This window comes from Variovorax sp. GW460-12-1-14-LB1 (assembly GCF_059423605.1).
The window spans coordinates 20414-33200 of the sequence record NZ_JBWKYF010000073.1; the positions used below are offsets into that span (position 1 = coordinate 20414).

16 protein-coding genes are annotated in these 12787 nt (G+C 68.3%); 7 read left to right on the plus strand and 9 right to left on the minus strand.

Annotated elements, in window-relative coordinates:
- Positions 1–10 precede the first annotated feature (10 nt).
- The 3 genes from AC07Y4_RS27110 to folC form a co-directional block, all read right to left on the minus strand.
- Complete coding sequence (locus AC07Y4_RS27110; RefSeq protein WP_070062414.1) at positions 11–496, minus strand: CvpA family protein; 486 nt, start codon at positions 494–496, stop codon at positions 11–13.
- A 35-nt stretch (positions 497–531) separates the two neighbouring features.
- Entirely contained in the window at positions 532–1407 is an 876-nt protein-coding gene (locus AC07Y4_RS27115) for an SPOR domain-containing protein (protein WP_495275379.1), read from the minus strand.
- Positions 1408–1479: 72 nt separating this feature from the next.
- On the minus strand, positions 1480–2787 hold the full coding sequence (gene folC, locus AC07Y4_RS27120; protein ID WP_095950847.1) for a bifunctional tetrahydrofolate synthase/dihydrofolate synthase: 1308 nt from the start codon (positions 2785–2787) through the stop codon (positions 1480–1482).
- A gap of 36 nt (positions 2788–2823) precedes the next feature.
- On the opposite strand from folC, the gene AC07Y4_RS27125 reads away from it, so the two are divergent.
- The 4 genes from AC07Y4_RS27125 to argG all read left to right on the plus strand — a co-directional run bounded on the left by AC07Y4_RS27125 (position 2824) and on the right by argG (position 5693).
- A complete protein-coding gene (locus AC07Y4_RS27125) occupies positions 2824–3177 on the plus strand; it encodes an ArsC family reductase (protein ID WP_062469960.1) in 354 nt (117 codons plus the stop codon).
- Between the two features lie 58 nt (positions 3178–3235).
- The gene (locus AC07Y4_RS27130; protein ID WP_495275380.1) at positions 3236–3883 is read left to right on the plus strand and encodes a hypothetical protein; all 648 of its coding nucleotides are present in this window, start codon (positions 3236–3238) and stop codon (positions 3881–3883) included.
- 127 nt (positions 3884–4010) lie between these two features.
- The gene (gene ppnP, locus AC07Y4_RS27135) at positions 4011–4337 is read left to right on the plus strand and encodes a pyrimidine/purine nucleoside phosphorylase (RefSeq protein WP_062469962.1); all 327 of its coding nucleotides are present in this window, start codon (positions 4011–4013) and stop codon (positions 4335–4337) included.
- 15 nt (positions 4338–4352) lie between these two features.
- A complete protein-coding gene (gene argG, locus AC07Y4_RS27140) occupies positions 4353–5693 on the plus strand; it encodes an argininosuccinate synthase (protein WP_062469963.1) in 1341 nt (446 codons plus the stop codon).
- Between the two features lie 90 nt (positions 5694–5783).
- Here the strand turns inward: argG and AC07Y4_RS27145 are convergent, their stop codons facing one another.
- Both AC07Y4_RS27145 and murB read right to left on the minus strand, forming a co-directional pair.
- Positions 5784–6572, minus strand: coding sequence for a glycine-rich domain-containing protein (locus AC07Y4_RS27145; protein WP_495275381.1), 789 nt, complete (start codon positions 6570–6572; stop codon positions 5784–5786).
- Positions 6573–6626: 54 nt separating this feature from the next.
- The gene (gene murB, locus AC07Y4_RS27150) at positions 6627–7679 is read right to left on the minus strand and encodes a UDP-N-acetylmuramate dehydrogenase (RefSeq protein WP_495275382.1); all 1053 of its coding nucleotides are present in this window, start codon (positions 7677–7679) and stop codon (positions 6627–6629) included.
- A gap of 43 nt (positions 7680–7722) precedes the next feature.
- Between murB and AC07Y4_RS27155 the strand changes: the two genes are divergently transcribed.
- Together AC07Y4_RS27155 and AC07Y4_RS27160 are read left to right on the plus strand one after the other, a co-directional pair.
- A complete protein-coding gene (locus AC07Y4_RS27155; protein WP_495275383.1) occupies positions 7723–8208 on the plus strand; it encodes a YajQ family cyclic di-GMP-binding protein in 486 nt (161 codons plus the stop codon).
- Between the two features lie 7 nt (positions 8209–8215).
- Entirely contained in the window at positions 8216–8860 is a 645-nt protein-coding gene (locus AC07Y4_RS27160; RefSeq protein WP_495275384.1) for a retropepsin-like aspartic protease family protein, read from the plus strand.
- A gap of 19 nt (positions 8861–8879) precedes the next feature.
- On the opposite strand, the gene AC07Y4_RS27165 is transcribed toward AC07Y4_RS27160, so the two are convergent.
- The 4 genes from AC07Y4_RS27165 to AC07Y4_RS27180 form a co-directional block, all read right to left on the minus strand.
- Entirely contained in the window at positions 8880–9233 is a 354-nt protein-coding gene (locus AC07Y4_RS27165; protein WP_070062404.1) for a RidA family protein, read from the minus strand.
- A 7-nt stretch (positions 9234–9240) separates the two neighbouring features.
- Complete coding sequence (gene plsY / locus AC07Y4_RS27170) at positions 9241–9876, minus strand: glycerol-3-phosphate 1-O-acyltransferase PlsY (protein ID WP_495275385.1); 636 nt, start codon at positions 9874–9876, stop codon at positions 9241–9243.
- A 74-nt stretch (positions 9877–9950) separates the two neighbouring features.
- Complete coding sequence (locus AC07Y4_RS27175; protein ID WP_492741736.1) at positions 9951–10442, minus strand: aminoacyl-tRNA deacylase; 492 nt, start codon at positions 10440–10442, stop codon at positions 9951–9953.
- Positions 10443–10451: 9 nt separating this feature from the next.
- On the minus strand, positions 10452–11513 hold the full coding sequence (locus AC07Y4_RS27180; protein WP_062469984.1) for an aldo/keto reductase: 1062 nt from the start codon (positions 11511–11513) through the stop codon (positions 10452–10454).
- A gap of 118 nt (positions 11514–11631) precedes the next feature.
- Between AC07Y4_RS27180 and AC07Y4_RS27185 the strand changes: the two genes are divergently transcribed.
- On the plus strand, positions 11632–12558 hold the full coding sequence (locus tag AC07Y4_RS27185) for an alpha/beta fold hydrolase (RefSeq protein WP_495275386.1): 927 nt from the start codon (positions 11632–11634) through the stop codon (positions 12556–12558).
- Positions 12559–12787: the final 229 nt, after the last annotated feature.

A 12787-nucleotide genomic window follows, 5' to 3' on the forward strand; every position in this document is an offset into this window, starting at 1 on the left:
ACGATTCCTCTCAGGGCAGGTAGCTTGCCAACTTTTCAGGCAGCGAGGGTTTGAGGCCCTGCAATGCCGCATCGAGAACAATGGCGCTGCGCGATTCGTGCCACCAGGCACTGTCGCTCAACGCCAGCAAATGAACAACGACCGCCAGCACGAGCAGGGCCACCGCCCCCCGTGCCGCGCCGAACGCTGCTCCCAAAATCCGGTCCACCGGCCGCAGGCCGACCGCGGCGATCAGCTTGCGCGTGAGGGCTGCCGCCAGCCCCACGCCGAACGCCACCGCCACGAACACCAGCACGAAGGCCAGCGGGTAGCGCCAGGTGGCCTGCGGGTCGCCGAACGGCAGCCAGGCCGCCACGTCGGAGGCCACCCACTGGGCCACGATGAAGGCGGCCACCCAGCCGATCAGCGAAATCACTTCGAACACCAGGCCGCGCACCAGCCCGAACAGCATCGACAGCACGATGAGCGCGATGGCGATCCAGTCGAGCAGGGCCACGGCAATGAACTACAGGCAGCGGGCGACGGCGGTGCTTACAACGTGAGGATGGCTGCGGCCAAAGACAAGCCCTTGACCCGGTCCGCGGCCTTCTCGGCCTCGGCACGCGAGGCGAACGGCCCGACACGCACACGCGTGCGCTCGCCGTCGGTCGTCTTGGCGACGTGTACGTAGGTCTTGAGGCCGGCGCGCTCGAGCTTCTGGCGCACTTCGCGCGCCTTGTCGGCATCGGCGAAGGCGCCGACCTGCACGACGAAGCGGCCGTTGTCGTCGGCGGCCGGCTTGGGCGCGGCGGCGGGCGGCTTGCCTTCGAGCAGCGCGCGGGCGCGGGCGCCGTCGTCGGCGTTCGCGGCGGGCTTGGCGGGTTCCGGCTTCGGCTTGGCCTCGGGCTTCGGTTCGGGCTTTTTCGGCTCCGGCTTGGGCTCCGGTTTGGGTTCGGGCTTCGGCTCGGGTTTGGGTTCCGGTTTGGGTTCGGGCTTCTTCGGCTCCACGGCGGGCTTGGGTGCCGCCGGCGTCGCGGGCACGGTCGCGCCCGGTTCGATCACGGTGCCGTCGGCGGTCTCGGTGATCATGCCGCCGGCCGACGAGGCTGCCGCCACGCGGGAGCTGCCGTCGGACGACGTCGAAGGCGCGCTGCTCGTCGCGGGTGCCGGCGTGGCGGGCACGGGCAGCGGCTTGGCCTTGTTGCGGTCGGGAATCTCGATCGGGATATCGACCGGCACGGGGCGCGGTTGGGTGTCGAACAGCAGCGGAAAGCCGATCACGCCGACCAGCACCAGCACCGCTGCGCCGAGCAGCCGATGGCGCGCACGCCGGCGCATGGATTCGACACTTTCCGCCGGCACCGCCGCGGGGGCGTTGCGTCCTTCGTTGCCTTGTGGGCCGCGCGCGCGGAACTTGAAAAACGCCATGAAGTTCGATCCCTGGAGGAGTGCAGCGAGGTGGTGCCCGATGGTGCCGGATGGGTGTGGACAGCCCGACGATCAGCCGCCTGGCAGCAGGTGTTTGGCTTGCAGCCGGGGGGTGCCGTTTTCGAGGACGCCACCCACGGTGAAGAACGATCCGAAGACCACGATTCTATCAGTGGCACCTGCCTGCTCGATGGCCGCGCGCAGGGCGTCCATCGGGCTCGCGTGCACGCTGCCCGAGGCGTCTTTGCGCGTGTTCTGGGCCTGCCACGCGGCCAGCAGATCGGCGGCCTTGGCGGCGCGCGGCGTGGGCAGGTCGGTGAAGTACCAGCGGTCGATCAGCGGCCCGATGCGCGCCAGGATGGGCGCGAGGTCCTTGTCGGCCATGACGCCGAACACGCCGTGCGTGGTGGGCGAAAAACCCATGGCGTCGAGGTTCTCGGCCAGCGCCGCGACGGCGTGGGCGTTGTGCGCCACGTCGAGCACCAGCGTGGGCTCGCCCGGCACGATCTGGAAGCGGCCCGGCAGCTCGACCATCGCGAGCCCATTGCGCACCGCCTGCGCCGTGATCGGCAGCTGCGGGCGCAGCGCCTCGAGCGCCGCGAGCACGCCCGCCGCGTTGAGCAGCTGGTTGGCGCCGCGCAGCGCCGGGTAGGCCAGCCCGCTGTAGCGCCGTCCCCGGCCCGACCAGCCCCACTGCTGCTTGTCGCCCGAGACGTTGAAGTCGTGCCCGAAGCGCCACAGGTCGGCGCCGATGGCGTTCGCGTGGTCGATCACGCTTTGCGGCGGCACCGGGTCGCTCACGATGGCGGGCTTGCCGGCGCGCAGGATGCCGGCCTTCTCGAAGCCGATGCTTTCGCGGTCGGGGCCGAGGTACTCCATGTGGTCCAGGTCGATGCTGGTGATGACCGCGCAGTCGGCGTCGATGATGTTCACCGCGTCGAGCCGGCCGCCCAGGCCGACCTCGAGGATCGCCACGTCGGGCTTCTCCTGGATCATGCAATGCAGGATGCCGAGCGTGGTGAACTCGAAGTAGGTCAGGGCCATGTCGCCGCGGGCCTTCTCCACCACCTCGAAGCTTGCTATCAGTTTGGAAGCATCGACCGCTTCGCCCTTGAGCCGCAGCCGTTCCTCGAAGCGCACCAGGTGCGGCGAGGTGAACACGGCCGTGCGGTAGCCCGCGTGCGTGAGGATCGATTCGAGCATGGCGCAGGTCGAGCCCTTGCCATTGGTGCCCGCCACCGTGATGACGGGGCAGTCGAAACGCAGGCCCAGACGCTGCGCCATTTCTTTGGCGCGATCGAGCCCGAGTTCGATCTTGTCGGGATGAAGGTGCTCGGCGCGCGCGAGCCAGTCGTTCAGGGTTTCCATGGAGGCCGGCATTGTCGCCGACCCGCCGCTCGCGGCATCATGGCGGCCATGACAACCCTATACGGCATTCCGAACTGCGACACCGTCAAGCGCGCCCGCGCCTGGCTCGACGACCATGGCGTGGCCTACGCCTTCCACGATTTCAAGAAACAGGGCGTGCCCGAGGCCGAACTCGACCGCTGGCTCCAGGCCCCCGGCTGGGAGGCACTGGTCAACCGCAAGGGCACCACCTGGCGCAAGCTGGACGAGGCCACGCGCGACGCGGTGGTCGACGCCGCCTCGGCCCGCCCCGTGCTGCTCGGCAACCCCAGCTTGATCAAGCGGCCGGTGGTCGATTGGGGCCCGAAAACGGGCGTAACGACTGGTTTCGATGCCGATAGCTGGGCTGTGAACGCCGTGTAAACCCCGGAACCCCGTCCCGCCTGCCGGCCTCCAACCCCGATCTGCAGGAGAGAACACCATGAACAGACACGTTTTTCGCATCCTCACGGGGCTGTCGGCGGCCGGCCTGCTGGCCACGGGCGCCAGCGTCGTGCAGGCCCAGCAAGTGGTCCAGGCGCGCGTGATTTCCGCCACGCCGATCCGCGAAACGACCGGCAGCGACGTCAGCTACAACGTCACCTACGAATACCAGAGCCGCCAGTACACGACCCGCACCACCAGCCGGCCGGGCGCCACCATCCCGATCCAGGCCAGCGGCTACGGGGTGACCACGTCGGGCGTGACCACCGCGCCGGTCCAGCCCCAGTCGCAGTTGCAGCCCTACCCGGTCGAGGCCAACAACAGCCCGCAGTACCAGGAGCAGTACCAGCCGTACCCGCAACAGGGGCAGTACCAGCAAGGCGCCAACTCCCCCTGGGACAGCGTCGTGCCCGAACCCGGCGTGGTGGTGTCCAACGCGCCCGCGCCGGTCTACGTGCAGCCGGCCCCGGTGTACGCCCCGCCCGTCTACGTGCAGCCCGCCTACACCTACCCGTATGCGCAGCCCTACGCCTACCCGCCGGTCGGCATCTCGCTGAACCTGGGCTATTCGCGCGGCTGGGGCGGTGGCGGCTACTACCGTGGCTATCGCGGATGGGGCGGCCATCGCCACGGCTGGCGCTACTGAGTTTCCCCCACGGCGGGCCGGCTCTCCCGAGCCCCTAAAATCGAGGGCTTCTCCAACCCCGGGGGTGCTGCTGCCGCGGCGCGTCCCTCGATCCGCCGAACGCGCAGGCGCCGGCGCCATCCATCCAATGACGACGACTACCGACACCATCAACAGCGCCGCAGTGGCCACCAAGGCCAATGTGTATTTCGACGGCAAGTGCGTGAGCCACAACCTCACCCTGGCGGACGGCACCAAGAAATCGGTCGGCGTGGTCCTGCCCTCCACCCTCACCTTCAACACCGGCGCGCCTGAAATCATGGAAGGCACCGGCGGCAGCTGCGAATACCAGCTCGCGGGCACCAGCGAATGGATCGCCTCGGGCCCCGGCCAGAAGTTCAGCATCCCGGGCAATTCGAGTTTCCAGATCCGCGTGAGCGGCGAGCCCTACAGCTACATCTGCCACTTCGGTTGAAACGGAACCCCTGACATGTCGACCATTCTCCAAAACGTTCCCGCCGGCCAGAAGGTCGGCATCGCCTTCTCCGGCGGCCTGGACACCAGCGCAGCGCTGCACTGGATGAAGCTCAAGGGCGCCGTCCCCTACGCCTACACCGCCAACCTCGGCCAGCCCGACGAGCCCGACTACGACGAGATCCCGCGCAAGGCGATGCTCTACGGCGCCGAGAACGCCCGCCTGATCGACTGCCGCGCGCAGCTGGCCAACGAAGGCATCGCCGCCTTGCAGGCCGGCGCCTTCCACGTGACCACCGCCGGCGTGACCTACTTCAACACCACGCCGCTGGGCCGCGCGGTGACGGGCACCATGCTGGTGTCGGCCATGAAGGAAGACGACGTCCACATCTGGGGCGACGGCAGCACCTACAAGGGCAACGACATCGAGCGCTTCTACCGCTACGGCCTGCTCACCAACCCCGCGCTGAAGATCTACAAGCCCTGGCTCGACCAGGTCTTCATCGACGAGCTGGGCGGCCGCGCCGAAATGTCGGCGTTCATGCAAAAGGCCGGCTTCGCCTACAAGATGTCGTCCGAGAAGGCCTACTCGACCGACTCGAACATGCTGGGCGCCACGCACGAGGCCAAAGACCTCGAGCACCTGAACAGCGGCATGCAGATCGTGCAGCCCATCATGGGCGTGGCCTTCTGGAAGGACGAAGTCGAAGTCAAGCGCGAAACCGTGTCGGTGCGCTTCGAGGAAGGCGTGCCCGTCGCGCTGAACGGCGTGCGCTACACGAACCTGGTCGAGCTGATCCTCGAAGCCAACCGCATCGGCGGACGCCACGGCCTGGGTATGAGCGATCAGATCGAGAACCGCATCATCGAGGCCAAGAGCCGCGGCATCTACGAGGCCCCCGGCCTGGCGCTGCTGTTCATCGCCTACGAGCGCCTGGTCACCGGCATCCACAACGAAGACACCATCGAGCAGTACCGCGACAACGGCCGCCGCCTGGGCCGCCTGCTGTACCAGGGCCGCTGGTTCGACCCGCAGGCCATCATGCTGCGCGAAACGGCACAGCGCTGGGTGGCGCGCGCCATCACCGGCGAAGTGACGGTCGAGCTGCGCCGCGGCAACGATTACTCGATCCTGAACACCGAATCGGCCAACCTCACGTACAAGCCCGAGCGCCTGAGCATGGAAAAGGTCGAAGGCGCGTTCACGCCGCTGGACCGCATCGGCCAGCTCACGATGCGCAACCTCGACATCGTCGACACGCGCGAAAAGCTCGCCATCTACACGCAGGTCGGCCTGCTGTCGTCGGGCGAAGGCGCCTCGCTGCCGAAGCTGGCGAACGACGGCGACGCGAGCTGATCGATCCCTTCGCTGCCCTTGCCAACCGCAAGGGCAGCAATGACAACGGGCCCCTCGGGGCCCGTTTTTCTTTGGAAGGTGCACCCGGCGTCAGTCGCCGCCTCCTCCGCACCCGCCACCGCATCCACCGCCCCCATCGGACGCGCCACCGCCGTCGCTGGAGCCGCCATCGCCGCCCCCGCTCGACTCGCTGCCGCCGAAGCCCCCGGCATCGCCCGAGCTGCCGCTGTCGGACGACGAATCGCCGAAGCTCGAGCCGCAGTGCGCGTCAGAGCCGATTTCTCGCTCGACCGCCCGGCAATCGGGGATGTAGTGAAAGCCGTCCGCAATCGCAAACTTGATGTCCAGCGCAAACAGCAGCGGCAGTCGCGCCGGATTGCGCGGGTCGATGCTTTCTTCCTTGCAGGCCCAGTACCAGGTGCGGCGCAGGCCGTCGTTGCGCCGCGCGTCCTGGCCCAGTACCTCGGCCGGGCTGTGGTGCAGCAGGCGCCCGAAGGCCGCCTGGCACCAGGTCTGGTAGCCCTGCGTGTGCAAGATGAACTCGTGCCAGGCCGTGTCGACCACCCGCGAGGGCATGGCGACGAACTTGAGGTTGCTGCGCAGGTACGCCATGAAGAACTGCCGCAGCCCGCGCAGCACCAACTCGGCGTCGCGTCGGCTCAGTTGCGGGTGCGCCGCGCGGAGCTTGCCGATCAGGAACGGCGGCAGCCGGGCCTCGCGGATGAACTGGCGGCGCAGGCTGAGTTCGATCTGGCTCAGGAGCCCCGCGAATAAGAGGGCCGCGAGGATCAGCAGCACCGACCCCCACCAGCCCGCCCGCACCAGGAACACCGAGGCGATGCCCGCCACGATGACGGCAAGCTGCGCCCAGCCCAGCACGGCACGGCGATGCGCCGGCGGTAGTTCAGGTGCAGGAAGTCGAGATCCACCGCGTCAGACCACCACCGGCTCCGGCTCCAATCGGATGCCGAAGCGCTCGTACACGCTGGTCTGGATCGCCTTGGCCAGCGTCATCACCTCGCCGCCGGTCACCGGGTTGGCCGAGCCGCCGCGGTTGACCAGCACCAGCGCCTGCTTTTCGTACACACCGGCGTTGCCCACCGACTTGCCCTTCCAGCCGCAGGCGTCGATGAGCCAGCCGGCCGCGAGCTTGATGCTGCCGTCGTCCATCGGGTAATGCACGATCTTGGGGTCGCGCGCGATGATGTCGGCGCACTGCTCGGGCGTGACCGTCGGGTTCTTGAAGAAGCTGCCGGCGTTGCCCAGCACGCGCCAGTCGGGCAATTTGGCGCGGCGGATGGCGCAGATCCACTCGAAGATGTCGACCGCGCTGGGCGTGAAATTGCCGGTTTCTTCCATCTTGCGCTCGAGGTCGAGGTAGCCGACCACCGGCCTCCAGGGCTTGGGCAGCCGGAAGCGCACCCGCGTGATGACCGCGCGGCCCGCCAGGCCGAAATCGTTCGGGCCGCTGCGCACGTGCTTGAAGACCGAATCGCGGTAGCCGAAGGCGCACTGCGCCGCGTCGAGCGTGAAGGCGCGGCCGGTTTCGAGGTCGAAGGCGTCGAGCGAGTCGAAGCGGTCCTGCAGCTCGACGCCGTAGGCGCCGATGTTCTGCACCGGCGCGCCGCCCACCGTGCCGGGAATGAGCGCCAGGTTTTCCAGCCCCGGGTAGCCGCTGCGCACCATCCATTCGACGGTGTCGTGCCAGGTTTCGCCGGCGCCGGCCTCGACGATCCAGGCGCGCGGCGTCTCTTCGACCAGCCGCCGGCCCTTGATCTCGACCTTCAGCACCAGCGGCTTGACGTCGCCCGTGAGCACGATGTTGCTGCCGCCGCCGAGCACGAAACGGGGTTCGTCGCGCCAGGCGGGGTCGGCGTGCAGCGCGGCCAGGTCGGCCTCGCTGGCGATGCGCGCCAGGTGCTGCGCGCGCGCGACGATGCCGAAGCTGTTGTAGGGCTGCAGCGGGACATTGGACTCCACGATCATGGGAGAATTGTCGCATTCAGTACCCGTGCGTCCAGGAGAGCCTATGCCGTCTTTCGATACCGTCTGCGAGCCCAATCTGCCCGAAGTGAAGAATGCGGTCGAAAACACCGCCAAGGAAATCGGCACGCGCTTCGATTTCAAGGGCACCGCCGCCGCCGTCGAGCTCAAGGACAAGGAGATCACCATGATCGGCGACGCCGAGTTCCAGCTCGTGCAGGTCGAGGACATCCTTCGCAACAAGCTCACCAAGCGCAACGTCGATGTGCGCTTTCTCGACAAGGGCGACGTCCAGAAGATGGGCGGCGACAAGGTCAAGCAGGTCATCAAGATCAAGAACGGCATCGAGACCGAGCAGGCCAAGAAGATCACCCGCATCGTCAAGGACAGCAAGCTCAAGGTGCAGGCCGCGATCCAGGGCGACGCCGTGCGCATCACCGGCGCCAAGCGCGACGACCTGCAGGCCGCCATGGCCCTCATCAAGAAGGACGTGCCCGACATGCCGCTGTCCTTCAACAATTTCCGCGACTGACCCGCGCATGAAGGCGCTCCTCGTCGCGGCGCTGTGGGCGGCCGCGGCCATGGCGGCGCACGCCGCCGACTCGGTCACGCTGACCGGCTCCATCGGCAGCCGCGCCATCCTCATCGTGAACGGCGCGCCGCCCAAGACCGTGGCGGTCGGGGAGACCTTCCAGGGCGTCAAGCTGGTGTCGCTGCAGGCCGACCAGGCGGTGGTCGAATCGGCGGGCAAGCGCTTCTCGCTGCGCATGGATTCGCCCGTGAGCATCGGCCGGGGCGGCGTCGCTGGCAGCGGCGGCAACCGCATCGTGCTGCAGGCCGACAGCCGGGGCCACTACATGACGCAGGGCCAGATCAACGGCCGCGCCGTCACCTTCATGCTCGATACCGGTGCGACCACCATCGCGCTGTCGGCGGTCGATGCCCAGCGCATCGGGCTCGATTACAGCAAGGGGCAGCTGGTGCAGATGCGCACGGCCAACGGCAACGCTGCGGGCTACAGGCTGCGGCTGCAGAGCGTGCGCGTGGGCGACGTCGAGGTCTACGACATCGACGCCATCGTCTCGCAGCAACCCATGCCCTTCGTCTTGCTGGGCAACAGCTTTCTCAACCGCTTCTCGATGCGGCGCGATGCCGACGAGATGATTCTCGAGAAGCGGTACTGAGACCGCTCCCGATCCGGCCTCAGGCCTGCGCGGCCGTGACGACGATCTCGATCTTGTAAGCCGCGTTGGCCATCTTGGCCTCCACGGTCGCGCGCGGCGGCGTGTTGCCGGCCGGAATCCACGCGTCCCACACCTCGTTCATGGCGCCGATGTCGCCGATGTCGGCCAGGAAGATCTGCGTCATGAGGATGCGCGACTTGTCGCTGCCGGCCTCGGCCAGCAGGCGGTCGACCATGCCGAGCACCTGGGCGGTCTGGCCGCGGATGTCCTGCGTGGTGTCGTCGGGCACCTGGCCCGCGAGGTAGATGGTGCCGTTGTGCACCGCGGTCTCGGACAGACGCGGGCCGACGTGGAAGCGGGTGATGGATGCCATGGTGAGTTCAAGCCTTTTTCTTCGAGCCGAGTTTCGACTCCGTGCCGGCCGCGAGCCGGCGGATGTTTTCGCGGTGCCGCCAGATCAGCAGCAGACTCATGATGATGACCGCAATCAGCACCGTGCGGTCGAGTGGCCACGCAATGTTTCCACCCAGCAGGTAGTAGGCCGGTGCGAAGAGCGCCGCCACCAGCGACGACAGCGACGAATAGCGGAAGAAGATCGCGATGATCAGCCAGGTCGCGCCCGTGGCCAGCCCCAGCCAGGGTGCGATGCCCACCAGCACGCCGGCGGCCGTGGCCACGCCCTTGCCGCCCTGGAAGCCGAAGAACACCGGGTACAGGTGGCCCAGGAAGGCCGCCAGGCCCGCCAGCGCCGCCACGCCCTCGCCCAGCCCCCACTGCGCGCCGAACTGGCGGATCAGGAACACCGGCAGCCAGCCCTTCGCCGCGTCGAGCAGCAAGGTGGCCAGCGCGGCGCCCTTGTTGCCCGAGCGCAGCACGTTGGTGGCGCCGGGGTTGCCGCTGCCGTAGCTGCGCGGATCGGCCATGCCGAGCGACTTGCTCACGATGACCGCAAACGACAGCGAACCGATCAGGTACGACGCCACGATGGCAAGGAGGGAAGGCAGATCGAAACTCAAGGCGGTCTCCGGGGAACGGATTGTTGTTGTGCGCCGCCGGCCTGCATGCCCGGCGGGAAAAAGGCAAACGCCGGCTATTCTGCCAGCGCGCACTGCACGGGCTTGGCGCCCAGGAGCGTCACGCACACCTGCGGATCGATGCCCACGAGGTAGCCGCGCCGCCCGCCGTTGATCGCGATCTTGGGCAATTCGAGCACGCTCGACTCGATGTAGACCGGCATCTCGCGCCGCGTGCCGAAGGGCGAGGTGCCGCCCACCAGGTAGCCGCTGTGGCGCTGCGCCACCTCGGGCTTGCAGGGCTCGACCGACTTGGCGCCGATCTGCCGCGCGAGGTTCTTGGTCGACACCGTGCGGTTGCCGTGCATCAGCACGATCAGCGGCCTGGCGTCCTGGTCCTGCATCACCAGCGTCTTGACCACGGTGAACGGGTCGAAGCCCAGCACCTGCGCGCTGTGCTGGGCGCCGCCGTGCTCCAGGTACTCGTAGGGGTGCTCGGTGAAGGCGACCTTGTTCGCCCGCAGCAGCTGGGTGGCGGGCGTCTCGGAAACGTGGGCTTTCTTGCTCACTTGCTCAGGTCAGGCGGCGGGGTCGCGGATGTCCAGGCGGATCTTGTCGATCTCGGCCAGCACCTCGGCCGACAGCGTCGTGCCGTAGGCGTCCAGGTCTTCGTCGAGCTGCGCCACCGAGGTCACGCCGATGATCGTGCTCGCCACCTGCCACTTGGTGTAGCAGAAGGCCAGCGCGAGCTGCGTCGGGCTCAGGCCGTGGTCGCGCGCGAGCTGGTTGTAGCGCCGCGCCGCGCGCAGCGCGTCGGGCTTGCCCCAGCGCTGCTTGCGCACCGATTCGTAGCTCGAGATGCGCGCGCCCTTGGGCGCATCGGGGCCTTCGATGCCGCTCTGGTCGTACTTGCCCGTCAGCAGGCCGAAGGCCAGCGGCGAGTACGCCAGCAGCGACACGCCGAGCCGGTGCATGGTTTCGTCGAGCGCGTTCTCGTGTGCGCGGCTCACGAGGTTGTAGACGTTCTGCACCGACACCACGCGCGGCAGCCCGTGCTGCTCGGCCAGCCGCACGAACTCGTGCACGCCGTAGGGCGTCTCGTTCGACAGGCCGATGGTGCGCACCTTGCCCGCCTTCACCAGCTTGCCCAGCGCCTCGAGCTGGTCGTGGATCGGCGTCTGCGAGGTTTCCTTCTCGGGGTTGTAGTGGATGTTGCCGAACACCGGCACGTGGCGCTCGGGCCAGTGGATCTGGTACAGGTCGATCACGTCGGTCTGCAGGCGGCGCAGGCTGCCGTGGCACGAGGCCTCGATGTCGGCCGCCGTCATGCCCGTGCCTTCGCGCACCCAGGGCATGCCGCGCGAGGGGCCGGCCACCTTGGTGGCCAGCGTGATCTTCTGGCGCGTGCCGGGGTTGGCGGCAAACCAGTTCCCGATGATGGTTTCGGTGGCGCCGCAGGTTTCCTTGCTCGCCGGCACCGCATACATCTCGGCCGTGTCGATGAAATCGACGCCGCGCTCGAGCGAGCGGTTCAGGACGGCGTGGGCGGTGGGCTCGTCGACCTGCTCGCCGAAAGTCATGGTGCCGAGGCAGATCGGGGTGACGTGGAGGTCGCTCTGACCGAGTGGAATCTTTTTCATGCGCGGAATGCTAGCGCGCCCGCGCGGCAGGCGCTGCCCCGGCCCCGAGAAACCGAGCGCCGCCCTGTCCTGTGGCGGACTGCGCGCGGCGCGGCCTCTCCGTATCATCGAGCGCCATATGTACCAAGCCCTCCGCCCCTCGCGCAGCGAATTCGTGCCCGTGCGCAACCTGAACTACCACGTCCGCCTCTGGGGGCAACCGTCAAGCGAGCGCCCGCCGCTGGTGCTGGTGCATGGCTGGATGGACGTGGCGGCCTCCTGGCAGTTCGTGGTCGATGCGCTGAAGGACGACCGCTTCATCATCGCCCCCGACTGGCGCGGCTTCGGCCTCACCGACGGCGGTGGCGTCGACAACTACTGGCTGCCCGACTACCTGGCCGACCTCGAATGGCTGCTCGACCACTACGCCGGCGAAGGCGACGATGCCCGCCCGGTCGACCTCGTGGGCCACAGCATGGGCGGCAACGTCGCCATGCACTACGCGGGCGTGCGCCCGGCGCGCATCCGCCGCCTCGTCAACCTCGAAGGCTTCGGCATGCCCGCGCGCCAGCCCGCCGAGGCGCCCGCGCGCTACGGCCAGTGGATCGACGAGCTCAAGGGCCTGCACCGCGGCGAGAAAGCGCTCGCGGGCTATTCGGCGGTGGACGGCGTGGCGCGCCGCCTCATGAAGACCAACCCGCGCCTCACGCAGGACAAGGCGGACTGGCTGGCCGGCCACTGGTCGGCGCCGCAGGCCCAGCCCGACGGCAGCACGCGCTGGCAGATCCTCGGCGAGGCCGCGCACAAGATCGTCAACGCCAACATCTTCCGCGTCGACGAAACCCTCGCGCTCTATGCGCGCATCACCGCACCGACGCTGATGGTCGAGGCCTCTGACGACAGCCTGCACGGTTGGTGGAAGGCCCGCTACACGCTCGCCGAATTCCACGAGCGCTTGAAGTCCGTGCCCTCGGTGCGCATCGAGCAGCTCGACGACGCGGGCCACATGCTGCACCACGACCAGCCGCAGCGCGTGGCGCAGCTGATCGAAGACTTCCTGGCCTAGGGCCTGTTCACCCTATTTCTGGCGTCGCGAAGGTCTGCCACGGCGGGTCAATCAAGGCGCGTGACGCCGCGTGTGCATGCGCACACGCAAGGAGCGCAACGCCGAGTGGCCCGCCTTGGCAGACCTTCCCTTCGGGTTGGCTGGCAAAGGGGCCGTCTGCGGCGTTGCCCGCGCTTGCAAGGCTTCAGCCTTGCTGCGCACGGGCGCCTTGCAGCCAGCCCCTTTGCCA

Bases quoted from the DNA above. Each gene is read 5' to 3' on its own strand.
- AC07Y4_RS27115 (WP_495275379.1), bottom strand. From the start codon at position 1,407: ATGGCGTTTTTCAAGTTCCGCGCGCGCGGCCCACAAGGCAACGAAGGA.
- folC (WP_095950847.1), bottom strand. From the start codon at position 2,787: ATGCCGGCCTCCATGGAAACCCTGAACGACTGGCTCGCGCGCGCCGAG.
- AC07Y4_RS27125 (WP_062469960.1), top strand. From the start codon at position 2,824: ATGACAACCCTATACGGCATTCCGAACTGCGACACCGTCAAGCGCGCC.
- AC07Y4_RS27130 (WP_495275380.1), top strand. From the start codon at position 3,236: ATGAACAGACACGTTTTTCGCATCCTCACGGGGCTGTCGGCGGCCGGC.
- ppnP (WP_062469962.1), top strand. From the start codon at position 4,011: ATGACGACGACTACCGACACCATCAACAGCGCCGCAGTGGCCACCAAG.
- argG (WP_062469963.1), top strand. From the start codon at position 4,353: ATGTCGACCATTCTCCAAAACGTTCCCGCCGGCCAGAAGGTCGGCATC.
- murB (WP_495275382.1), bottom strand. From the start codon at position 7,679: ATGATCGTGGAGTCCAATGTCCCGCTGCAGCCCTACAACAGCTTCGGC.
- AC07Y4_RS27155 (WP_495275383.1), top strand. From the start codon at position 7,723: ATGCCGTCTTTCGATACCGTCTGCGAGCCCAATCTGCCCGAAGTGAAG.
- AC07Y4_RS27160 (WP_495275384.1), top strand. From the start codon at position 8,216: ATGAAGGCGCTCCTCGTCGCGGCGCTGTGGGCGGCCGCGGCCATGGCG.
- AC07Y4_RS27165 (WP_070062404.1), bottom strand. From the start codon at position 9,233: ATGGCATCCATCACCCGCTTCCACGTCGGCCCGCGTCTGTCCGAGACC.
- AC07Y4_RS27180 (WP_062469984.1), bottom strand. From the start codon at position 11,513: ATGAAAAAGATTCCACTCGGTCAGAGCGACCTCCACGTCACCCCGATC.
- AC07Y4_RS27185 (WP_495275386.1), top strand. From the start codon at position 11,632: ATGTACCAAGCCCTCCGCCCCTCGCGCAGCGAATTCGTGCCCGTGCGC.